The organism is Serratia sp. NPDC087055, assembly GCF_044900985.1.
Classification (GTDB): Bacteria; Pseudomonadota; Gammaproteobacteria; order Enterobacterales; family Enterobacteriaceae; genus Serratia.
On sequence record NZ_JBJDOG010000001.1, the window covers coordinates 1,140,324 to 1,163,037 of the forward strand.

18 protein-coding genes are annotated in these 22,714 nt (G+C 52.1%); 2 read left to right on the forward strand and 16 right to left on the reverse strand.

Going from position 1 to position 22,714, the window contains the following annotated elements:
- Positions 1-204 precede the first annotated feature (204 nt).
- The 8 genes from ACI2J2_RS05415 to dsdC form a co-directional block, all read right to left on the reverse strand.
- Positions 205-951 carry a helix-turn-helix transcriptional regulator gene (locus ACI2J2_RS05415; RefSeq protein ID WP_404759598.1) on the reverse strand — a complete coding sequence of 249 codons (747 nt, stop codon included), beginning with the start codon at positions 949-951 and terminating at the stop codon, positions 205-207.
- Positions 952-1,016: 65 nt separating this feature from the next.
- Positions 1,017-1,529 (reverse strand): spore coat U domain-containing protein, encoded by a 513-nt coding sequence (locus ACI2J2_RS05420; protein ID WP_265553263.1) that lies wholly within the window; start codon positions 1,527-1,529, stop codon positions 1,017-1,019.
- Between the two features lie 50 nt (positions 1,530-1,579).
- Positions 1,580-2,686 carry a spore coat protein U domain-containing protein gene (locus ACI2J2_RS05425; RefSeq protein WP_404759599.1) on the reverse strand — a complete coding sequence of 369 codons (1,107 nt, stop codon included), beginning with the start codon at positions 2,684-2,686 and terminating at the stop codon, positions 1,580-1,582.
- The gene (locus ACI2J2_RS05430; RefSeq protein WP_404759600.1) at positions 2,683-5,091 is read right to left on the reverse strand and encodes a fimbria/pilus outer membrane usher protein; all 2,409 of its coding nucleotides are present in this window, start codon (positions 5,089-5,091) and stop codon (positions 2,683-2,685) included. Before ACI2J2_RS05430 ends, ACI2J2_RS05425 begins: the two co-directional genes overlap by 4 nt.
- Positions 5,081-5,857, reverse strand: coding sequence for a molecular chaperone (locus tag ACI2J2_RS05435; protein ID WP_404759601.1), 777 nt, complete (start codon positions 5,855-5,857; stop codon positions 5,081-5,083). Before ACI2J2_RS05435 ends, ACI2J2_RS05430 begins: the two co-directional genes overlap by 11 nt.
- 868 nt (positions 5,858-6,725) lie before the next feature.
- Complete coding sequence (locus tag ACI2J2_RS05440) at positions 6,726-8,789, reverse strand: TonB-dependent copper receptor (protein ID WP_404759602.1); 2,064 nt, start codon at positions 8,787-8,789, stop codon at positions 6,726-6,728.
- Positions 8,790-9,033: 244 nt separating this feature from the next.
- Positions 9,034-9,501: a DUF2946 domain-containing protein gene (locus tag ACI2J2_RS05445; protein WP_265553255.1), complete on the reverse strand. Its 468-nt coding sequence runs from the start codon at positions 9,499-9,501 to the stop codon at positions 9,034-9,036.
- Between the two features lie 321 nt (positions 9,502-9,822).
- Positions 9,823-10,764, reverse strand: a complete 942-nt coding sequence (dsdC, locus tag ACI2J2_RS05450) for a DNA-binding transcriptional regulator DsdC (RefSeq protein WP_404759603.1) — start codon at positions 10,762-10,764, stop codon at positions 9,823-9,825.
- Positions 10,765-10,971: 207 nt separating this feature from the next.
- Between dsdC and dsdX the strand changes: the two genes are divergently transcribed.
- Together dsdX and ACI2J2_RS05460 are read left to right on the forward strand one after the other, a co-directional pair.
- Positions 10,972-12,309, forward strand: coding sequence for a D-serine transporter DsdX (dsdX, locus tag ACI2J2_RS05455; protein WP_404759604.1), 1,338 nt, complete (start codon positions 10,972-10,974; stop codon positions 12,307-12,309).
- Positions 12,310-12,787: 478 nt separating this feature from the next.
- On the forward strand, positions 12,788-13,396 hold the full coding sequence (locus ACI2J2_RS05460) for a class I SAM-dependent DNA methyltransferase (protein ID WP_404759605.1): 609 nt from the start codon (positions 12,788-12,790) through the stop codon (positions 13,394-13,396).
- Between the two features lie 681 nt (positions 13,397-14,077).
- On the opposite strand, the gene ACI2J2_RS05465 is transcribed toward ACI2J2_RS05460, so the two are convergent.
- The 8 genes from ACI2J2_RS05465 to ACI2J2_RS05500 all read right to left on the reverse strand — a co-directional run bounded on the left by ACI2J2_RS05465 (position 14,078) and on the right by ACI2J2_RS05500 (position 22,664).
- A complete protein-coding gene (locus ACI2J2_RS05465; protein ID WP_404760274.1) occupies positions 14,078-14,473 on the reverse strand; it encodes a DUF4440 domain-containing protein in 396 nt (131 codons plus the stop codon).
- Positions 14,474-14,633: 160 nt separating this feature from the next.
- Positions 14,634-14,963 carry a cupin domain-containing protein gene (locus ACI2J2_RS05470; protein ID WP_404759606.1) on the reverse strand — a complete coding sequence of 110 codons (330 nt, stop codon included), beginning with the start codon at positions 14,961-14,963 and terminating at the stop codon, positions 14,634-14,636.
- Between the two features lie 64 nt (positions 14,964-15,027).
- Positions 15,028-18,090: an efflux RND transporter permease subunit gene (locus ACI2J2_RS05475; protein ID WP_404759607.1), complete on the reverse strand. Its 3,063-nt coding sequence runs from the start codon at positions 18,088-18,090 to the stop codon at positions 15,028-15,030.
- On the reverse strand, positions 18,083-19,183 hold the full coding sequence (locus ACI2J2_RS05480; RefSeq protein ID WP_404759608.1) for an efflux RND transporter periplasmic adaptor subunit: 1,101 nt from the start codon (positions 19,181-19,183) through the stop codon (positions 18,083-18,085). Before ACI2J2_RS05480 ends, ACI2J2_RS05475 begins: the two co-directional genes overlap by 8 nt.
- Positions 19,184-19,263: 80 nt before the next feature.
- Entirely contained in the window at positions 19,264-19,866 is a 603-nt protein-coding gene (locus tag ACI2J2_RS05485) for a TetR/AcrR family transcriptional regulator (RefSeq protein ID WP_404759609.1), read from the reverse strand.
- A gap of 340 nt (positions 19,867-20,206) precedes the next feature.
- Positions 20,207-20,524 (reverse strand): hypothetical protein, encoded by a 318-nt coding sequence (locus ACI2J2_RS05490; protein ID WP_209633448.1) that lies wholly within the window; start codon positions 20,522-20,524, stop codon positions 20,207-20,209.
- A gap of 261 nt (positions 20,525-20,785) precedes the next feature.
- On the reverse strand, positions 20,786-21,037 hold the full coding sequence (locus tag ACI2J2_RS05495; protein WP_209633446.1) for a CsbD family protein: 252 nt from the start codon (positions 21,035-21,037) through the stop codon (positions 20,786-20,788).
- 130 nt (positions 21,038-21,167) lie between these two features.
- Positions 21,168-22,664 (reverse strand): PAS domain S-box protein, encoded by a 1,497-nt coding sequence (locus tag ACI2J2_RS05500; RefSeq protein WP_404759610.1) that lies wholly within the window; start codon positions 22,662-22,664, stop codon positions 21,168-21,170.
- Positions 22,665-22,714 lie beyond the last annotated feature (50 nt).

Sequence of the window (22,714 nt, forward strand, 5' to 3'; positions counted from 1 at the left end):
GGTGCGGTGGGAACAATGTTGGGGCGAGTGGCTTTGACGCTAACCCCTGTGTTGGCATGTGTAGTCACTGCCCCAACATTGTAATCTCAAAGACGTTAATTCAATGTAATTTTGGTTTGGCCAAGGGCTCCCGTTATCCACTTTCAAACGGGGGGCACGGATGCCTTGTTGAGGCTGGTTAATTCACCGAATATTCTTGCTCGCTCACCAATTTGGCCGCTTCTGCTTTGAACGCGGGCGAGTGATTCTTCTGGATGCCGTATTGCTCAAAGAAACATCGCTGCTGATGGCTTCGGTCGGCTCGCTGAGCGTCAACCATTCTGGATCTAACAGCAGTAGCTGCATTTTATTATCAATGCCCAGTTTTCTCATGGCGCTGTACTTACGGCTGGCAATGGTTTTTTTGGGTGATTGCCGTTTCTGGGCAATAGCCTCCAACGGCATCCCCATCAAAAAGTCATACATGACCGCTTTCTCTCTATCATTGAGATTTTGCACCCGTGCTTTTAACGGAGGCTGAATCTCCATTTTATTGATTTTGTTGATTAATGGGCTATGTACATACCTATTGCAACAGCCTTGCATCAGATAATAGGCAAGAATGGGGGTCGGCTCATCCTTGTGCAGCAACACGTACGGCAGGGAGGTAATAAGATTTCGAATGATCAAAGTGTCGCCACCAGAGATGATAAAGCCCGTCTGTCTTGGGTTGAGCATTCGAAAATCGCTTATCACACTTTTTTCCCTATCAAGATTACTGAGACGATCGGAAAGGTAAAAAATGATAATGCTTTTGCTGTGGTGTTGATAATCATGCGTGAAATCAGTCAGATTTTTCTCTGAGAAATAGTGGGTCATTTTTATGGGCATCGGCACAGTTTCCAAAAACTGAGGAAATATGTGCTTCATGCTCGCGGTGAAATCAACCAATGTTGCTGATATTTGTGTCATTGCTTCTTTCCTAACCAAAACCGTTCTTTTTCACCGCCCCAGGGGGCTGAGGCGGTGAAAATATCTTAGTAAGTCACTGTCAGAGTCACTGTGTCCAGATAGTTTCCTGGACTTGGTAGCGCGGTGCCTGCCGGGATTCGGCCATAGATATTGATGTTTTGCGACAGACCATTACCCGTTCCGCTAGCGAAGGTGGTGCCATTGGCAATTTGCGTGCTGCGCGCGTTATCTGAGAACAGGTTGTACGGCAGGCGATTGCTGCCATTCGCCATTTGACGTTGCTGGTCGTCGGCATTGCTGCCAAGGTTTGCCGCAACGTCATAAGTGGTACCGTTAGTGCAAATGATCGACAGTGCCGAACCGGCCGTGGTCGCCTCGGCATCGACATTATTTTCCAGATTGGAAAGGGTGCCGAAATCGAGCAGGGCGTTGCCCAGGGTCGAGCCCGCGTTAGAATCCAGATAGCAGGAAGACTGAACGACTGCCTGTACGGTAAGTGTTGCCGTTGTCGTGGCGGCCATAACCGGCGTAGCAACCAGACTGGACAGAATGGCGAAAGGTACGAATGTATTGCGCATGGAAAACTCCCTTTGAGTATTGATAAATAACGAACCGCAGAAGCGGCTGTTCAGTAGGCTACGGTGACCATCACCGTGTCCGAATAAGTCCCGACGTTACCAGGCACCGGGGTCCCCGCCGGAATAAGTCCATAAACCGTTAGCGTTTGGCTGGCACCGTTGCCTGCGCCACTGACACCGCCTATCCCGCCGGTTTGCGTTGTGCCGCCTGTTTCATCCCAAACTCGGGTGTGGGCACTGTCCTGGTAGAGTTGATAGGGAAGCTGCGCCTGTGCGTTGGCCATTCGGCGGTATCCATCAGAGGCAGGATTGTTACCACTCCCCAGGTAGAGGGTATAAGGCTTGCCTGAACTGCACTGTACGGTTACCGCCCCTTCGGCGAAGCGCGCCGTTTTAAGCTGGGCAGCGTCATCGAGGGTGCCAAAATTGACGCCACGCGTACTGAGGCTGCAGCTATCCGTGACCTGTGTAATGATTTGGATACCGCCAGAGGTGGTGGTGGACGAGCCACCGTCACAGGTCGCGGGCGGAGTCCCACCGCTTACGGCCTGAAAACGCAGGGTGAACGGCGGGTTATAGCTGTGATAAATGTTGGCCGGCAAGGCACCCTGGCCGCTGGCAATCCGTGCATAAATGGGGATACTGCCATTGTTGCTGACATAGGTGCTGCCGTTCCCGGCTGACAGCGTAAAGTCGACGACCAGAGGCGTTCCGGCATTCTCTGGCATCAGGATTTGCGAGTGCGCGCTGTCGGCATACAGGTTATAGGCCAGATACGCTTCACCGGTGCCGGTCACGTTATTGTTCTTCAGATAGCGCCAGGGCTGGTAACCTGCCTGGTTTCCCGGATCTTCCCCCATCGTCAGGCACAACCTGAAGGTTGCACGCGGATCGGGATCGCCCCATGAGAAACCAACCGCGCAGCTAAACCCAATTGTCTGGGCACTGTCGACCGCAGCCGTGGAGGAATAGGTTCCAAGGTTCATTTGGCCACCGGTGAACTGACAGGATGGCGATGAAATCTCGGCCTGAACGGAGGTGGGCACGACCAGTGAGCTGCTCACCAGCAAGATCCCCAGGCTGTAACTCCAAAGCGTTTTCCCCGTGCCGGGCCGCAACCTGCAAGTGACAACGGGGGAAGATAACGGCATTTTCATTCGCACCTCACTGGGCCAATCATGGGTTGAACCGGACCCTTTAGGTCATAATCAAAGCGAGCGGAACACTGACCAGCAGCACCGAGATCGACGGTCACGCTGTTGTGTGCCACTAAGCCTTTTACATAGAGTTGCCCTTCATAGCCGACCAGACTAACGTCGCCGTTATCCTGACGCGCCGGGTAGCCCGGCGGGATAGGCTGCCCATGGCGATCCTGCAGAAGGACGATTGCGGCATGGTTGATTCGGGTTCCGAAGTCAACCACCGCGCCTTGGCGATAGCCTGACAGCGCCGTACGCTCGGTGGCGGCAGCTTCCCAACCGTCCGGTAAGGTCGCAGGATCGATAGACACACTTTGGTTGTAATAAGGGCGGGTATCGGGCAGCAGTGCACTGCCATTACTGTTCGTGGTCGCCATACGCACGCCACCCTGAAGTACGTCGACATGTGGGCCGGCATTTTTCACAATGGTGTAGGCATCGCCAATTTTGTTGGTGGCAAACATACCGCTGTCACTGGCCAGCAATGCCCCTTCGGCCGAAAACTCACTGCTGGTGGCAGAACCGTACTGATTGATCTGGGCGCGTAACTGAGCCAGAGCTGCGCGATAGCTCATGTAAGCGTTCCGCTGATCGTCTTTGCCTTGATACGTCGTATTGGCGACACCCCAACCAACGGCTCCCTGACGCTGATCGGCCACCCCGGAAATGCGTTGACTAAAGCCGGTCACCCCGTTGTCACGACTGATCCCCGCCGCGGCGTTGATATTGCCGCCAAGAAAGATATTGAGCGTCAGAAAGGCACCGTACCGGCCGCTGTGATTAAGATCCGAATAGAGGTTGGTGGACAACGTGCTGCTTTGGCTCAACGCCCGCGATACAGACAAATTGAGCGTGCGTGTTTCGTCGCTCTGGCTGACGATGCGGTTGTAGCTCATGTTGGTTGAAAGCCGATCGAACGGCGTCATATTGACACCGAGGCGGTCGATAACGCTGGCTTGGGCCGTATTGGCCAGCCTGTAATCCGTCTTGTCTGCCACTCTGTTTAGGGTGTTTCTGCGTGCCAGGCGGGTGTTGGATACCCGCGCGAGGTCAAAATAGTCCTCAAAGGTACGCACCGTACCGGCATACATCTGCACGCCTGCAATACGGCCTTCAATACTCACGCTGGTTTTTTGGCCGGTATAGTCTTCATAACGGCTGGCTGACCAGGAACTGCTGATCACGCCGTAACCACCCAGTCCGTGAGATACCGCGCCCCCCAGGTTAGCCAGCCCGTCAGCGGAGAATTCGCTGTGACTCTCCAGCGTGACTGAACGGCTTAAGCCATAACGCAGGGAGTTGGCAGCAAACAGTGTGTTGTCATAATCGTCGTTTTTGCTGCCGTAGTTAAAACGGGGAACCCCAACGTCCAGCGAGAATTGGAACAGCTCTGGCTGCAACAAGCTGGCGGTATAGTAGTAAGGCTGAGTGGTGGTGATTTGCCGACCGGTAGCATCGGTCGCGACCAGGGTTACATTTCCCCCCGAGACATAAGGCAGTGATTTGATATCAAAAGGGCCTGAAGGCACAGCGCCTGAGTAAACCTTTTGTTGGTTGACAAATAAGTCGAGCGTGGAAGGTAATGCCGCAGAACTGGAGAACTCCGGCAAGGCGACCGTGACCAAATCTGAGCGTTGATCGAAGGCGCTGGCCCACTGGAAACCGGCCAGTCGGACGCTACTGTTCCAGGCTAAGGCATTACTGACAAAGTCACCGGCGGTATAAGCCCGAACGCTCTCGGGGTTGATATAGCGCCAGTAGCTATCCAGGCGTACCTGTTTGCTGCCGTTATAGTTACCACTGTCGTTATACAATCCACTGGTTGAAACCACGCCCATTCGCCCGGTAAACAAGGCCTCGGCTGAACCGGCCAACTGATTTTTACCCTCGGTGCGGCTGTGGTAAACCCCGTAGTTAAGAATGGCCGCCGGCGCGGCGCTGATCTGCGAGAAGTCAGGTGCCAGATTCGCTTCACCAATATTGACCGCGTAGGCGTTCAATTGGCTCTCAGGGATCGACAATGCCAATGTCTGCGTTGCTTCATTATATTGCACGCGGATGCCAGGCAACTCGTTTAGCGCCTGCGGTGCCGTATCCGCAATGGCGGCAGGCACTTTTATACGTAAAAGGCGTAAATCGCCCGCAGACGCGCTGAAATGCCCATCGGGAAAACGCTGAACCGCAAGCAGTTCTCCGGTGGATGACCCATTGAGGGTAACGGCTAAAAGCAGCGATTGGGTGCCTGTGAGGTGCCCGGGTTCAATCTGGCTGGCAAAAGCCAGAGGTGTAGCGCTGAACAGCAAGCCAATCATCGCCTTGTTCAGTGCACCATACCAAGGGCACGAATTTGGATTACTGCGCATACAGCGTTTCTTCAATCGGCAGGTAGCCATCCTTGGCCCTCAGGGTGACTGATTGACCTTTTGTCAGTTTCACCCGTGCGTTTGGCTGCGTCACGGTGAACGTCCGTGATGTCCCCGCCAGAACATAGCCGTTTAAACCCACGCCAAAGCTGACGGGAACGTTGTTGACGCTCAGTGTGAGTTGGCTGATTTTGGCGTGACGCTTACCGGTGTTGTGGACTTCGGCATGTATTCCGTTGGCATCTTGCCAGGTGCGCCAGACCAGTTGGGCGAAAGCCTTATCGTCAACCACGAAAACCGGAAGGGAAGTCCGCAGTATCATTGAAATACCTGGATTGAACGTTCTTGGATCAACCGGGCGGGGTAATTCATCAATCAGTAAACGATAACTTAACTCAGAAGACGCTGGGGCCACGGCAGTACGTGCCACACGCACGGTATAAGAAGCGCCCGCAGGTACGGTGACGGCGGGGGGGCTAATCATGAGTTCTGAGGTTGGAGCAAGATGATCCTGCCCATTTTGCTGCGACCAGGCGAAGGCGCGTAACTGCAAACTGACGGCTTCAGTGCCAGAGTTTGTTAGGTTCAAGGCGGTTGCCTTCTGCGACGCCTGCATCTCGATATTAACCGGAGAAATTCTGATTGATGCTGCCTGCGCAGGAAATAAAGAAGGCAATAGAAAGCATAGGCCGAGAGACATTCCCGAAGGGATTATCATGCTATTTTTCGCTTTCATTACGGTTATTGAAATAAATTTACAAATCATAAAAATCCCAATCTTTCCGCGTTGTTTTCAGGAAAAAACACAAAGGCGTGCCGTATTAACGTGATAGCGTCGTCTTTATTTGTAGGGTTTTTATTGATTTTTAAAATCTATATTTTTGTGGGGCTCACTATAATGACTCGAATGTTGAATGTCAGGTTGTTTAAACCGATCTTAAATCAACCTAACGATAGGCGGTGTCTATTAAAATTTGGTCTTCGATATGAAATCTCGATCGATTGATTCGGTGATATATGCCGTTAAATGCTAATTAACCAGTCAAATTAATCTGCACTTTAGAGTGAATCCAGTTTATTCGTGTTGTGAATTTGACTTATTCAAATGCCATGATCCATGAGATTAAGTGCCGAATTCTTAAGGTTTTAGGACTGGTCGGAAAGGTTGGAGAAATTTATTTTATAATATATTTCTGATGGGAACGATTCCGTAATACTGAGCTTTTGAATTATTAGGTTTACATGATTATAGCCTGACGCATGAAATGCAATAGCCATTGCTATTTTCAATCGACAAAAATGTCTTTCTAAAAATACCAATGAATAATGAGTGGTTTTTACCGGAAAGAACCAATGGAAAATGAAAATATTATTATATTCGGTTCGGGATTCAGCACGAGGAATGACACCGATCCTCTCATTTTTCTAATGTGAATTTATTGACGCGACAGGATAACATTCTGTCGTGGCGTATTGCTGCGCCTTGTTGTAGTAAGGTGGGAGAGAAAACATAAGACATTATTCAGGGTTCATCCAGGCAATTCAACGTGCCTGGGAGCGAAGACACAGCCTACATTGATAATGTACCCTGAGGGGTACTTGCCGGGCGATGACGGCGCATCGCCCGGTTCTGCTTAGAAGGTTACATTAACCTTGGCCCAGAGTGTGCGCCCAGGCTCGTTGACCGGCGTATTGGATGAATAACCGAAGGTGCTGTTACCCGCCAGGTTGAGGTGCTCGCTGTAGGTTTTATTGAGGATATTATCCAGACCCGTGCTGAGTTTGACATGTGGATTAACCTTATACGCCACATTAGCCGAAAGCACGCCAAAGCCCGGGCTGTCGGCAAAGTCTTTGCCCACAACGTTACCTTGGTTGATCGCTACGCGGTGCTGGCTGCTAACCAAACGCCAAAGGCCCGTGCTGCTCCAGTCGCCGCGCTCATAGGTCAAACCAAAGCGTGCTTCCAACGGTGGGATCTGCGGCAACGGTTGGTTATCGGTGGTGTTTTTACCCCAGGAATAGGCCAGGCTGGCATCCGTTTTCCAATGTTCGGTCAGTTGGTAACTCATACCCATCTCACCACCCATAATTGTGGCGTTGACGTTATCGGCCTGGCTGATACGCGCGTGGTGAGGATCATACTTGAACAGAATAAAGTCATTCACATGGCCAAGGTATGCCGAAACCCAGCTGTTAAAGCGTTTGTCAGTGTACTGCGCGCCAATGTCGATTTGCGTGGTCTTTTCGCTCTTCACGCTATCAAACGGGTTTTTACTGCCGTTCGGGCCAAAGGTCGGAGAGAACAGCTCCCAATAGTCAGGGAACCGCTCGGTATAGCCTATCCCGGCGTACACCATCAGCGGAAGGCCAGATAAGGTATGCTCGATACGGGTAAACCCGCTCGGCAATGTGTCTGAACGCTCAGTGTCATTACCGTATTTATCGTTATCGACCAGGCTGCGATCGATGCGAGCACCGCTGATAACCTTGCTTTGTTCCGTTGCGGTCCAGGTCAGCTCGCCAAAGGCGCCGTAGTTATGGAATTGCGCATCTTTTTGCCACTCGTTGCCCTGTTTATTGCGGTGCGTGTTCGTTTGGGTATCCATACCGCTTTCCAGCTTGAAATCTTGCCACAACCAGGTGCCCATCACGCGGCCGCCGACGGTACGTCGATCCAACTGCATGGCCATACCGGCGCTGTGCATTGGCATGGACATCCCCATATGCCCCATTGCCATACCGCCTTGCCCTGGAGAGCGGAGGGTCATGTTATCCATAATGTGGTTGGCGTAGTTGTAATACACCTGAGCTTCCACTTTATCTAACACCTCACCGATATTGGATTTCTCCACGCGCATCCCGAGGCTTTCACGCTTGAACTGTGATCCGTCCATACTGCGGCCAGCATAGCGGGCTTCGCCATTGCCGCGGCCCATGGTCACTTCCAGCAGGGTGTCGCTGTCTGGCGTCCAGCCAATGGCCAGATCGCCATTCCATTTGTCCCAACGCGACGGCACGCGCTCGCTATTACCGTCCTGATAATCGTTGGCGCGGGATTTGTTGCCCATCAGGCGCAGATAGCCTTGTTCGCCCCCCAGACTGGCATCGATATTTTCATCCCAGCGCCCATTAGAACCGGCCAACACGCTGGCATTGCCTTTGATACCCGGTTGATCAAAGCGCGGGCGCTCGCGGTCAAACCGCACGGTACCTGCCGATGAGCCCGCCCCCCAGAGTACCGTTTGTGGGCCTTTGGTGATGGTCAGCACGTCGTAGCTTTCTGGTGAAATATACGAGGTTGGGGCATCCATTCTTGCAGGACAGGCACCCAGCATTTCCCCCCCGTCGGTGAGAATCTTTAGCCGTGAGCCAAACATGCCGCGGAACACCGGATCGCCATTGGTACCGCCATTTCTGATCTGCGAGAAGCCAGGGATGGTTTTCAGATAATCCGAGCCATCACTGGCGGGTACCGGCTGGCGTGGCGTTTTCGGTGATGTCACTATGGTCATGGGGGAATAGAGCGGTGCAGTCACGGTGATCACGTCACCGTCATTCTTTTTAACCGCCGAGTCATGCTGGTGCTGTTCTGCTGCATGCGTATTAAAGGCCGCCAGAAGAAACAGGGGCATTGCCGCGCTGATGTGCAGTGACAGAGGGCGCTTGGTATAGTTTGTGGTTTTTCCGAACATCATCGTTCCTTAATGCAAATTTCGACGCTAAAAATAGTTTTCATCACAACCGGGTATTATTGAGACGTGAGTACGCCCGGAGCATAACGCCGCCGTTAATAAAGGGTTGGCCCAGTTCCGGCGTAAAAAATAACGTCAGAAGGGGGGTGATGAATAATGACTGGCAGCGGTATAATTTATAGGCATAAGTAACCCACCTGGTTGAATAGTTTCAACAGGCGTCATTTGGCTGCGGTCTATTAATTTTTTAAATCAGAGGAAGTGATGCTGGTGGAGCGCGGGGTTGCGACTCGGCGTGAATCACATGGGCGAATAATGGAAAGATATAATGGGCCGGTGGCGCGCGCGACAGCAACGATCCTGACCAAAACAGAGGGGAATAAGCCAGGTCCAACAGCGGTACATGGATAAGCAATACGCAATATCCACAGGCGCTGTCATCCATCATCATCGCCATATTATGGCTGCCGGTCTGCATGGACATCGGCATGCTGTGCGAGCTGGCCTTACTGGTCTGGTCCTGCGGCGGCTCATGATGCATGGGCATCGACATATCCATACCGCAATCAGGCATACCCGTAGATTCAGACTGCCCGACACGTGCATGCTCCAGCGATCGAGAGATCACCGGGGCAATGAACAACATCAGGATCGCAAAAATCCCCAAACAGGCAGGGAGAGAACTTCGCGATGTGGCAGTTCGAATTAACGACACATATATCCTAAAATAGCGCGATATTAACGGGCAGGATTGTACTGTTTTATGCCGTAAATGTTAAAACATTTTATGCATACTGAGCTAATTCGCAAAGTAAAATGCCATTCATCTCACGTTATCAACCATTTTCACCATTAAAAGACACCTTGGTTACATTGATAAATAATACTGGCAATAAAATTGGTGTTATATCTTTACCGGTGAATTTTTCACCGGTAATGTCACGTTAATTGAAGAAACAATCAACAAGGGAAATTAACGCCTGCTTTACGACGTGTGCCATTATTTTCGGGTATCATTTCTACGTGGCGTCGCTAATTACAGGGGGTGCTCTCCCAATGCCTTTAGCCAAACAATGAACGCATCTATTTTTGGCCACTGGCGGTCGGAAAGGGTCGACACATAGTAGTGCTGATCGCATTTCAACGCCATTTTGGGGAAGGGTGCCACGAGCTCACCGGTACTGAGTTGTTTACCGATCAAGCGTTTACGGCCCATAGCAACGCCGACGTGATTCATCGCTGCTGTGACTGCCAAATCGGAACGATCGAATCCTATTCCCGGAGAGGTATCCAGATTCACGCCGAAATGCTGAGCCCAGCTGTGCCATTCATCGGTGCCGGAGTCATAGCTCCAGGCTTGCCTATCATGGAGTAAGGTGCAATGGGAAAGGTTGCCTGGAAAGTTGACCAGCTCAAATTTATTGGCATATTCCGGGCTACATACGGGGATGATCGCCTCGTCCATCAGGTATTGATAATGCAGCTGTGAAGACGGCGTCGCATCAAAGTACACCGCCAGATCGATCCCCGCCCGCTGGAAGTTCACATTTTCATTGCCGGTTAGAATCGTCAGATTAATGGCAGGGTAACGGCGAGAGAAATCCGCCAGTGCCGGCACGATCCAACACTGAGCGATCGATGGCCGTGAGTAAACGGTTAATGACCCGGACAACGCCTGATTTTTGATATCCAAAATCTCTTGGTTCAGAGTACCGAACGACGATTTCAGCGCCCAAAAAACCCGTTTGCCTTCCGTGGTGAGTTCCACCTTACGATGAGAGCGGACAAACAGCTGAATACCCAGATTCGCCTCAAGCTGATTAATGTTATGACTGACGGCGCTAGGGCTGACCGAAAGCTCATCAGCTGCCATCGCAAATGATTCATGACGCGCTGCCACTTCAAAGGTATACAACCGTGATAATTGCCAACCATTAAGTGAACGATGCTGACCCGTTAACAGGTGATTTGCCGCCATAACGCCCCCTGGAGCTTAAAAAATATCTTCGCTTAACGCACTTGTTTGGTGAGTAAACTTGACCCATGTCGCTAAATTGCACCATTTCTTGGCGTAAGTCACTCGTTTGATTCTGTTTTACTCATGTGAGCGTGGATTTTTATCGTTTGTCACCGTTCGTCGTTTTCCTGTCCAATGAAGGCAGGTTAATTGCAGGGGATAGAGGCTATGGATTCACACGTTTGGGTTGCTGTCACGCTGATCGCCAGTATTGCGCTTATCATTTTGACTATCGTTAGGTTTAAATTTCACCCGTTTTTGGCGTTGTTGCTCGCGAGCTTTTTTGTCGGCGGCATGATGGGCATGGGGCCGATTGATATGGTCAATGCCATCGAAAACGGCATCGGCAGCACCTTGGGCTTTTTGGCGGCCGTCATCGGGTTGGGTACCATCCTGGGCAAGATGATGGAGGTTTCTGGGGCGGCAGAGCGAATTGGTATTGCGCTACAGCGCTGCCGTTGGCTTTCTGTCGATGTCATTATGGTGTTGGTCGGTTTGGTTTGCGGCATCACCCTATTTGTTGAGGTGGGGGTCGTTTTGCTGATCCCGCTGGCATTCTCCATCGCCAGAAAAACGGGAACCTCATTGCTAAAGCTGGCGATCCCTCTGTGTACTGCATTGATGGCGGTGCACTGTGTTGTTCCTCCTCATCCAGCAGCGTTGTTTGTAACGAACAAGCTGGGCGCAGACATAGGCACGGTGATTGTCTATGGGCTGATCGTCGGGCTGACGGCGTCATTGGTTGGGGGGCCGCTGTTCCTGAAGTTGCTGGGCAAGCGCCTGCCGTTTAAAGCAGTACCACCAGAGTTTTCCAATCTGGCCGTGCGGGAAGAACATACATTGCCATCCCTTGGCGCAACCTTGTTTACCGTTTTGCTGCCGATCGTGTTGATGCTTGTCAAAACGGTCGCCGAACTCAATATGAATAAAGAAGGGCACTTGTTTGCTGCCATGGAGTTTATCGGTAACCCGATTATCGCCATGTTTATTGCTGTGTTCGTAGCTTACTACGTGCTTGGGATCCGTCGACATATGGGGATGAGCGCCCTGTTAAGCCACACAGAAACCGGTTTTTCTTCCATCGCCAATATTTTGTTGATCATCGGTGCTGGCGGAGCATTCAATAGCATTTTGAAAACCAGCGGTTTAGCTGACACCCTGGCAGTGATGCTGTCCAACCTGCATATGCATCCGATTCTGCTGGCGTGGCTAGTCGCGCTTATTTTGCATGCCGCCGTGGGCTCAGCCACCGTAGCCATGATGGGGGCGACGGCCATTGTCGCGCCAATGTTGTCGCTTTATCCCAATGTGAGCCCGGAGATTGTGACGATTGCCATTGGGTCTGGTGCTATAGGCTGTACCATCGTGACGGATTCGCTATTCTGGTTGGTGAAGCAATACTGTGGCGCGACGTTAAATGAAACCTTCAAGTACTACACCACAGCAACCTTTATCGCTTCGGTATTGGCACTGGGCATGACTTTCTTGCTTTCATATGTGATCTAAGGTCTTGCTGGTAAACGGTTATTTATAGAGTGATTAACAGAATGGGGTGAGTGACGCTGTCACGTAATCCCATTCTGCGTAACCTCGATTAAGTTGTTATTACGCCGTAATAGGTCATAAATGCATAGCCTACATAGACACCCCATGGTTGATAGCCATGTTACAATGTCACAAATATAAATGGCATTGTTGACAGCTGGAATGCATATATTGGGTCAGGCATCCTGATACGCAGCCAGGGTAAAAGCCTGGTTTTATGCCTTCGGTAGCGGATTAGAACGGTGCGTTTTGATGAAGTCTGCAAGGTGAATGTAGCCACCGCTCCTCAGATTTCACGTAGCGCGATCAAAAAAGAGGGTGTTTTGAGGCTATATTTAAGCCATTAGCCGTGATTTGCGGCAAATCAATGCCCGGTCATCATAACATGTTGGTCATTACGTACAGGATTCAAGCATATGTTGAAAGTATGGGAGGGCAAATGACACATTTTTCAGCCGGGAGCATCATGGCTTTATACGAACGGCATGCAGAAGCCTGGGGAAAACTACGTTCAACGGATCTCTTTGAGCAGCCATGGTTGGACAGGTTTTTGAGTTTAGTGCCAGCCACCGGGAAGATTCTGGATATCGGATGTGGAAATGGAATGCCAATCGCTGCGTATTTTACTCAGCGGGGTTCTGACGTGATGGGGATTGATAGTTCGCAATCGATGATTGATGCATGTCAGAAAAAACTCCCACATCAACAGTGGCGTGTGATGGATATGCGCACATTGGCGCTCAGTGAAATGTTTGATGGGCTGATTGCCTGGGATAGTTTTTTCCATTTGCCGCGAGATGACCAACGCCGGATGTTTACGATTTTCGCAGCGCATGCCAAAAGCAAAGCGGTATTGATGTTTACCAGTGGCACCAGTGATGGCGAAGCCATTGGTATGTTTCAAGGGGAGCCGCTGTATCATTCAAGTTTGGCACCAACAGAGTACCGGCAGTTGCTGCATGAAAATGACTTTGATGTCCTGAAGACGGTTTTCGAAGATCCTGAATGCGGAGGACGTACAGTGTGGTTGGCGCAAAAATCAGCCTGAAGCATTATATGGGTAAAAGCCATGACAAAGGCCAAAAGCCCAGATTCTACGTACCATCACGCTGGTGCGCATAATGTATATTATGTTAAATTGCATTGATGATTACGCACCGGGCTATCTGTCCGGACTACATCCCACCTCACCTTCAATTCTTGCCCGGGCTTCATAAGACATGACGTTCTTCTACGAAGGTTTAATTGTTGGCTATGATTGAGACTAACATCTCCCATTTCTTCCATTCCGCTAGGGTCGCAACACTCGCTTGTGTTTCAATGCGCATAACCAATCCGACTTATGCTCTGCAATAAATGGTTCTGCTTTTGGTCTTGCAACCTTCGGCAGAGCTAGATATGGCCACTGTGCATTTCTAACATTGCGACAGTTTTGATCATTCTGAATGACGGCTCTCTGCCAGGTCGCGATGCCTTATATGAAGGCCAACTATGTAACCTTTGCGTATCGCTGAAAGATAAACCTGGCACCCGTAATGACATCACTGCTTGTAAATAGGCGCGAATTGTTCAAAAACCCCCTTCTTTTTTGATCGCGCTACGTGAAATCTGAGGAACGGTGCCTACATTCCACCCTGCAGATTTCATCAAAACGCACCGCCAAACTGTGCTTAATCAACCAAGAAATCCGCACATCAATCCTGAGTTCTTCTGTGTAAAGGAAAAAGCACTATCTGGCGTCGACCGTCGGAGTACCCTGGTGAAAACGCATTTGCCAATGGTCGCTACCATTTTCTGAAGATAACACCCAGATCGACGATCGCAATGTGCAGCCAGTAACAACGCCATCAGCACTGCGATGAAAACTTCGGTATGTCAGCAACACAGCGCCTTCGGCAATGGTGGCCAACATGAACCCTTCGGAAAAAATCTCAGCCTGGCCATGTTCTCGTAAAAGTGCGGTCACAGTTTGCTGTTTGTCATAGCACTGGCCTGAACGCCCAATCTCTTCAAAGTCATCATGCAATAATGCACCGACTGCGCTTGCATTAGTGCGTGTCACGGGCTGATGCAATTTAACCTCAAGAGATTGAATCATGGCTAACAATTCTGCCGACTCGGTCAACATTTCCTCCTTTGGGTTGTCTTTATCTCCCCATTAATGCTGGGGCATTTAACATAATACAGTGACAACGTCACTGATAACGCATCTACCTTCCTTTCTGATCACGTGCTATGACACACTTTGTTGTCTCCTTCTAAGGTTAATTAGTTCATAGACTGATTCATCCATAATGGACAGCCAACCAAACGGTCGGCGTGTTGGGATCTGTCCATTCAACCCTATGGCGACGTTGTGCCGTAATATTCACAAAGTCGCCGATATTCATTATCCGTACCTCAGGTTCATCCTCGAACCGCAAACCGGCAGAACCCTGTAAAACGATGACCCACTCATTTTGCGGCTGGCAATACCAAAAATCTGGCGGGCTTGATTGCCCGCTAGAGATGATACGTTCAATCCGCACGTTTGGCTGAGATAACAGCGTCTCAAAGGTTTCTGCTTCCGCCTTAAGTGCGGCCTCAGGAAAATGTGTGAACAAATTCGTCATCATCTTAACCTTATCCCTTATGGGCCCCGCCAGGTGAAGTCTTGGGCTGCGTAAATAGGTGACAATGTCACCCTTTGCCAGGGCGGATCTTAAACCATATGGCATACATGGCAGGCAGGAATACCAATGTCATGATGGTTCCACCGAACGTACCGCCGATCAAAGTGTATGCCAGGGTGCCCCAGAATACCGAATGGGTCAGCGGAATAAACGCCAATATGGCTGCCAATGCCGTAAGCAACACCGGTCTGGCACGTTGCACTGTGGCCTCCACCACCGCATGGAACGGGTCCATGCCCTGCTTTTGATTGTCAGTAATTTGGCCAATCAGGATCAGGGTATTACGCATTAAAATACCCGACAGTGCGATCAGGCCGACCAGGGCGTTAATGCCAAATGGCTGTTGGAACAGCAGCAATGTGGGTACGACGCCAATCAGTCCCAAGGGTGCGGTGAGAAACACCATGACCATTGCCGATATCGAGCGCACCTGCAAAATGATGACCAACAACGTCAGCGCAATCATGATTGGGAATAACGGCAACATTGCTTGGGTCGCCTTGGCTGATTCCTCAATGGATCCCGCTTGCTCGATGCGATAGCCGGCAGGCAATTGGTCGATGATCGGCTTGAGCTCACTCAGTATCGCAGTGGAAACATCGGGTGGTTGCAGCCCCTCAGCAATGTCACCTCGCACGGTCATCGTTGGGGTACGATCGCGACGCCGCAGGACAGGATCTTCCATACGTACATCGACCTCGCCCACCTGCGACAGTGGAATACGTTGCCCGGCAGAGCCCACAAGGGTAAATCCTTCTATTTGGGCCGGGTCGAGACGAATATCCCCCGCCGCGCGCCCTACAACCTGTACCGCGCGAATGTCCTCTCGCACCACGGTGATCGGGACGCCAGAGAGCAGGAACTGTAATTGTTGCGCCACGCTGTTTGACGTCAGACCCACCGCTTGCAGCCGGTCCTGATCCAACGAGAAATGCAGCGTTGGCACGCGTGGCCCCCAGTCGGTATTGACGGTACGCATCATTGGGCTGGCTTGCATCACGGTCTCGACCTGTCCTGCAATCTCACGCAGTTTGTCGGGGTTCGGCCCCGAAACGCGATACGCCACGGGGAACGGTGAATACGGGCCAAACACCAGTTGCGTCACTCTCACTCGCGCTTCGGGTGCCAGTCCGTCTGCCGCCGCCGCTCGCAGGCGGAATTTTAGGGCTTCACGGGCTGCCGGGCTGTCGGTGAGCACCACAATTTTTGCAAACGAGGGATCGGGCAGCTCCGGCGCCATCGCCAGATAGAAACGTGGCGAACCCTGGCCGATATACGACGTAACGATCTTGGCCTCACTCTGCTTTTTCAGCCAGGTTTCAATTTTCGCGGTGGCCGCGCTGGTCTGTTCGATAGCGGTGCCATAGGGCATCTGCACCTCAACCAATACTTCAGGACGGTCGGAGGTAGGGAAAAACTGCTTTTTGATTAGCCCCATGGAAAGGATGGCCAAAACAAAAGCACTCACCACGGCCCCTGCCACCCACCATTTGCGGGTAATGACGCGGGCCAATAAACGGCGAAAACGATTATAGTGGCGAGTGTTATAGATAGCTGCGTGGCCGCCTTCAACCGTCTTGATGTTCGGCAGCATCTTTACCCCCAAATAGGGTGTAAAGATCACCGCAACCACCCAGGAGGCAATCAGCGCGATGCCGACAATCCAAAACATATTACTGGTGTACTCACCAGCCGTTGACTGTGCAAAACCGTTAGGCATAAACCCAATGGCTGTTACCAGCGTCCCGGCCAGCATGGGGGCTGCGGTGTGGCTCCAGGCATAGGCAGAGGCTTTGATACGGTCGTAGCCTTCCTCCATCTTTACCACCATCATTTCAATGGCAATGATGGCGTCGTCAACCAGCAGTCCCAGCGCCAGTATTAACGATCCCAACGTGATGCGGTCAAAGTTCTTGCCTGTGGACGCCATTACGACAAACACCACGGCCAGCGTCAAAGGGACAGCGGCAGCGACAACAACGCCCACTCGCCATCCCATGCTGACGAAGCAAACGACCATCACAACCAGGAGTGCGACGAAAAACTTCACCATAAACTCATTGACCGCCGAGCCGATATTAACGGATTGATCGGTGACTTTGGTTAACGTCATGCCCAACGGCATATCCGCGTTTATTTTGCTGGTCTCAGCATCAAGCGCTTTCCCCAAATCCAGTCCGTTCCAGCCTTCGCGCATCACAATGCCCAGTAACAATGCCTGTTCGCCGTTGTTACGAATAATGAAGGTCGCCGGGTCTTCATAGCCGCGCTCAACAGTCGCGACATCCGAAAGCGTCAAGGTGCGCCCTTGGGCCACAATAGGTGTGGCGCGGATCTTGGCCAGGGTATCGAAAGCACCGTCAAGGCGAAGAAATACCTGCGGCCCGTGGGTATCGATCGAACCTGCGGGCGTTAGGACGTTCTGACTGTTCAGCGCGGAGAAAATCTCCTGTGGGGTAACCCCTAGCGTGGCGAGCCGATCGTGAGAAAATGAAACGAAGATGCGCTCGGCCTGCTCCCCGATGATGTTGACCTTCTTCACGCCAGGTACATGGAGTAAACGTTGACGCAAGGATTCCGCATCACGGACCAACAGACGTTGCGGTTCCCCTTTGGCTTTTAAAGCAAACAGCGCAAAGGTTACGTCAGAGAACTCGTCATTGACCATCGGCCCAATGACGCCGGCAGGTAAGTTTTTAGCTTCGTCACCCAGCTTCTTGCGCGCCTGATAGAAGGCTTCCTGCACCTCGGCAGGCGGTGTTTTGTCTGCCAATGACACCATAGTGAAAGCCAGACCGGGGCGGGTATAAGTCTCAGTGCGGTCATACCACTTCAGCTCTTGCATCCGTTTTTCGAGCGGTTCGGCGACCTGATCCTGCATTTCCTGCGCGGTCGCGCCCGGCCATGCAGTGATGACCGTCATCTGTTTAACCGTAAAGGGGGGATCCTCCGCCCGTCCCAACTCAAAGAACGCAAGGGCACCGGCTACCGCGATAAGAAGAATCAGAAACAGCGTGATGGCACGTTCGCGAACGGCAAGCGCCGAGAGATTAAAACGCCCTTCACTCATGAGCGGCTCCTGGCAAAACGGGTGCCACCCTGACCTGCTCACCGTCGCGCAGCAAATGGGCACCCAATGCCACAACCTGATCACCCGCCTTAAGGTTGCCGGCAACCTTGGCGACATCGTCGCTGATGCTCAGTACCTGTATGGGGTGCCAGGCGACAGCCGCCTGCTGACCGGCAATAACCCATACGCCGGTACCCTTACCGGGATCAAAGAGTGCGGCGATGGGGATCTGCAGCAGTGGCGCGGTGCTTTCATTTTTGGCGATATCAAGGGTGACGGTTGAACCTAAGGGGGCTCCTGCCAGCGGGCCGTTAAGTACATACCTGGCCTCGAACGTCCGTGTTGAAGCATCGGCTGCATCAGAAAGCAGGCGTAATGTTGAAGGCACCGCTCCCGTGTCGTGCCCATACAGACGGGCCATAGCCACGCTGCCGATGGCCGGACGCAAGGTTTCCGGTAGATGCACTATGGCTTCGCGTTGCCCCGCACGCGCCAGTCGCACCACGGCTTGCCCAGCACTGACAACTTGTCCTGGCTCGGCCAGCGTGTCCACCACCACGCCATCGGCGTCAGCCAGCAAAACGGCATACTCGGATGCATTCCGGGCTACATCTGCCTGCGCTTCTGCGGCACTGAGTTGTGCCTTTGCGGTATCCGCCGCCGCCTTGATCTGATCATAGGCCGACGCCGAAACTGCGCCGGTTGTGACCAGCCCGCGATAGCGAGCCTCATCGGCCGTCGCCTGCCGAGCCTGCGCCCGTGCGGCCGCCACCGCTTGTTGCTGCGCCCGCGCCTGCAAACCAAGATCAACCGGATCCAGCCGCATCAGCGGCTGACCGCGTTTGACGGACTGGCCGGTATCGACCAGACGCTCAAGTATTTTGCCAGAGACACGGAATCCCAAGTCACTTTGGGTTCTGGCGACCACGATGCCGGTGAATGCACGGGAGATGTCGACCGCATTTTCTACCACAGCCGCCCTCACTAGCGGCGGCTTATTACGCGGATCGTCGACGGTTGATACGTTATCACAGGCCACCAAGGCCAGGGGTAACAGGCAAGCGCCAATAGTGGCAGGTCTGAGCCGGAGCATGGGGTTCCCTTACGTCATTGACAGGACAAGAACCGCATTCTCCGACTAGTGACCAATTAAGTCAATGGTCACCATTCATGTTAAGGCGACAAACTGCGCAATATCAGGCCCGACAACAGTACCGCGGCTTCCCCGGCGGTTTCCAGGTTGTATTGCAGCTGTACGGGGTTGATATAGGGACACATCACCAGATAAATCGCACTGGCAGCCTCGTCCATCGGGGTCTTGCGTTCAAACTCTCCGGACTCACGCCCTTCACGGAGGATCTGTTGGATGATTTGCAGCAGATGAGCTTCATGTGACTTCACCGAAGGCCATTGATCGCGTGCGGCGACGGCGGCGATATCATAGAGTTTTCTGTCATGGAAGAATAAGTCGCTACTGGTCTCCGACAGCGCCTTGAACAAGCGTCTTAGCTTCTCTGACGCGGTTGGCGAATCGGCGATGGCTGAGTCCACCAGCGCCATAATCATCGCCAGGCGATTAGAACAGATCACCTCGCCAATGGCCTGTTTGGATTCAAAGAATTTGTAGATGTAAGCCTTCGAAAAGCCGATCGCTTTGGCCAGATCGGACACCGTGGTTTTTTCATAACCGTAGTGCCCGAAGTATTCGGTAGCGGCTGCCACGACCTGATCGCGAACACTGTGGTCCGAAGGGCCCCGCGTCTGTGGTGTATTCATTTTTTCTTTCATCTGTATAGCTTATCTCGGTGAGCGGCGATCCACAATAAGTGACCAAATGGTTATTTGGTCACTTACGTGTTTTATATCCCCTGTCTGATCATTCAAGGCGTTGCAGTGAGAGACAAGGACAGGGTGATGTTCTGAAAGCAACGGGATACGCAAGATGGGGGATATCGTTTCAGAAAACGGCGCGAGATGGATCTCAGCAGGTAAAAAGGGATGCCTTTGTTAAGCCCAGGCCGTTTTCCCGCGTAAATCAGAACTCCCCGCGGCTTGACGGGGAATTCCACCAGATAAGCCCATGACACCCACCAGGCCAATCTGATAAGTACACTCTTTAACGAGCCAGTTCTACCCCATCGAGTTCAGAAATCGCCAGACAGAACACTTCCGTTATGGCTTCTACCGTATACGCGGTTTTGGCCGGGATCATCAACATTTCATGAGACTGCAAAGTCTGGTCCCCAACGTTGAGCTCACCGGACAGGACCATCAATTTAACCCAGCCCGGATGCATACGGGCCGACTGCTTACTGCCAGCATCAAGTTTCAACAGCGCCGTGTGCCCTTGCGCCTCACGTTTTAAGATATGGTAGTACACCCCGTCGTAAGGCATATTCTCGTAGTGCAATGTCGCCAGTGTTCTTTTATGCATGATAGCTTCCTAGTAATCGGTGACTAGTTGGATCAAGAATCACTATTCCCTAACGGCCTCAGGGCCTATGAATAAATATATAGGACGTATGCGCCAGACGCAAAACAGAGCCCAAGATGGTTTTGGTTCTGTTCAGGGAAGGATAGCGGACAAAGATGACTGCGGGGCGAAAGGCGATGAATAAGTCAGGCTGTCAATGACCCGCCCATTTTGAAGCAGTTCGCCCGCGAAATGCGGGCGATATCAGAAGTTAAACCTGTCTTAACGGCGACGTAACAGCAGGCCAGCCAGTAAACTCACGCCGGCAAAGATAGCAACGGTAGCGAGCGGCTTCTTCCTGACGGCATCACTGATGCAGTTCAGAGCATCACCGTATTTTTCTTGCACTGCACCAGCAACGTAACGGGTGGTTCCTTCGGCTTGTAACTGCTCGTCGCCCGTCACGTCACCCGCCACTTCTTGTGCTTTACCCACAACTTTGTCCATAACACCATTGATCTTATCGCTGTTCATTATGCTCTCCTGAGGTTAGGTCAGCTTCGGCATCGGTAGAGACAGATGCCGTGACTTGTCCTCAATGTTAAGCCGCAAATCACGGGTTCATAAGGTCAGTTTGCATGGGAATAACTAGTCCATTTGCACCCTATTTGCCGTTATTAGGCTGCCGTTCACCCGCAAACAGCCCCCGCTCTCTGGCCCAAACGATAGCTTCGCTGCGGCTATGCACGTCAAGTTTGGAATACACCGTAGCCACGTGATTGCGTACGGTATTGGGGGCAAGATTGAGCCGGGTCGCGATTTTCTTGTCCGGCAAACCCTCACAGATTAACCCCAATACATCGCGCTCGCGGGCGGTAAGATCGGTAAAGGAAAACCCTGACAGATTGGGCTTGTTGATGCTTTTTACATTGGCCAGTTTCTCAAGCAGGGTTTGGCTGAACCAGGACGCATCTTGCATCACCTCCTCGATAGCCACGACCAATTCAAGCTCTGAACGCTTACGCTCAGTAATGTCCATCAGCACAAGCAGGTAACAAGGGGCATCCTGAATACTCACCGCATCGGCTGAGACCACACAATCGATCACATCATTGCCCTTTTTCCGGATTTTGAAATCCTGACTCTCGACGTTGCCGGTTTTCCCCAACGCGGCAAACAAGCGCTGGCACTCCCCTTGCCCGTCGAAAAAATTGATGTCGTCGACCGACTTACCGATGAGCTCCTCAGCGGCATATCCGGTGGTCTTCATAAAGGCTTCATTGATATCCAACACCTGCTGTTTGTCAGCCGTGCATACCAGCGTGGGAACCGGGCTCAAGCGAAAGGATTTGGCAAATCGCTCTTCGCTCTCACGCAAGGCTGACTCTGCCTTACGCCGGGGCTCCAGATCGGTAAAGGTAAACAGCATGCACTCTTTTTCATTAACGTCTAACGGCTGACCGGCGACGATGACCAGCTTGGTTCCCCCCTCCGGTAATTTCAGCTCTGCTTGCATCTGCGGAATGGTTTCCCCGTCAATCAGGCGCTGTACGGCTTGCTCTTTATGCTCTGCCTGCTCCAGTACATCCAATGCGTAGACCGAGTTGCCCATGACCTGGTCGCGGCTATAGCCGGTCATGTCGAGAAACCCCTGGTTGACCTTAATGTAACGCAGATCGCTCAGGCTGCAGATCACGGCGGGTGCGGGATTGGCGTTGAACGTTTTTTCAAAACGCTCCTCCGCACTCGCCCATTCAGTGGCATCGCTCAAGATCAACACCAGCAACTCGGGCTGCCCTTGGCTGTCGGTGATAATCAGGCTGCGTAACCGGTGAACCCAAATGAAGTCTGGCTCCGTGGTGGGTTTCACCTCCACCAGCACATCGCTAAACGCCTCCCCCTTGGCAACCCGGCTGATCGGGTATTGATCCGCCGTTAACGGATGATTGTTGCGATACCGCAGGGCAAAACGTTCAGCGTACTCTTGGGCATTTGCCCCCAGTTCACTCAGATGACTCAATCCATGCATGCTTAGTGCGGCTTCATTGGCCCAAAGAATAGTCTGGTCGATTTCAATCAACATCACCCCTTCGGTCAGCCCTGAGATGATCTGTTGTAATTGGCTACGGTTAGTTTCGCTGGCGAGTACGGCCTGGCTCATGTTTTCTCCAAAATACGAAAGGTCCCGGGCCGCCGAGCGGCGATCGGAGC

Coding starts and splice junctions, on each gene's coding strand:
- ACI2J2_RS05415 (WP_404759598.1), bottom strand. CDS start 951: ATGACACAAATATCAGCAACATTGGTTGATTTCACCGCGAGCATGAAG.
- ACI2J2_RS05420 (WP_265553263.1), bottom strand. CDS start 1,529: ATGCGCAATACATTCGTACCTTTCGCCATTCTGTCCAGTCTGGTTGCT.
- ACI2J2_RS05425 (WP_404759599.1), bottom strand. CDS start 2,686: ATGAAAATGCCGTTATCTTCCCCCGTTGTCACTTGCAGGTTGCGGCCC.
- ACI2J2_RS05430 (WP_404759600.1), bottom strand. CDS start 5,091: ATGCGCAGTAATCCAAATTCGTGCCCTTGGTATGGTGCACTGAACAAG.
- ACI2J2_RS05435 (WP_404759601.1), bottom strand. CDS start 5,857: ATGATTTGTAAATTTATTTCAATAACCGTAATGAAAGCGAAAAATAGC.
- ACI2J2_RS05440 (WP_404759602.1), bottom strand. CDS start 8,789: ATGATGTTCGGAAAAACCACAAACTATACCAAGCGCCCTCTGTCACTG.
- dsdC (WP_404759603.1), bottom strand. CDS start 10,764: ATGGCGGCAAATCACCTGTTAACGGGTCAGCATCGTTCACTTAATGGT.
- dsdX (WP_404759604.1), top strand. CDS start 10,972: ATGGATTCACACGTTTGGGTTGCTGTCACGCTGATCGCCAGTATTGCG.
- ACI2J2_RS05460 (WP_404759605.1), top strand. CDS start 12,788: ATGACACATTTTTCAGCCGGGAGCATCATGGCTTTATACGAACGGCAT.
- ACI2J2_RS05470 (WP_404759606.1), bottom strand. CDS start 14,963: ATGATGACGAATTTGTTCACACATTTTCCTGAGGCCGCACTTAAGGCG.
- ACI2J2_RS05475 (WP_404759607.1), bottom strand. CDS start 18,090: ATGAGTGAAGGGCGTTTTAATCTCTCGGCGCTTGCCGTTCGCGAACGT.
- ACI2J2_RS05480 (WP_404759608.1), bottom strand. CDS start 19,183: ATGCTCCGGCTCAGACCTGCCACTATTGGCGCTTGCCTGTTACCCCTG.
- ACI2J2_RS05485 (WP_404759609.1), bottom strand. CDS start 19,866: ATGAATACACCACAGACGCGGGGCCCTTCGGACCACAGTGTTCGCGAT.
- ACI2J2_RS05490 (WP_209633448.1), bottom strand. CDS start 20,524: ATGCATAAAAGAACACTGGCGACATTGCACTACGAGAATATGCCTTAC.
- ACI2J2_RS05495 (WP_209633446.1), bottom strand. CDS start 21,037: ATGAACAGCGATAAGATCAATGGTGTTATGGACAAAGTTGTGGGTAAA.
- ACI2J2_RS05500 (WP_404759610.1), bottom strand. CDS start 22,664: ATGAGCCAGGCCGTACTCGCCAGCGAAACTAACCGTAGCCAATTACAA.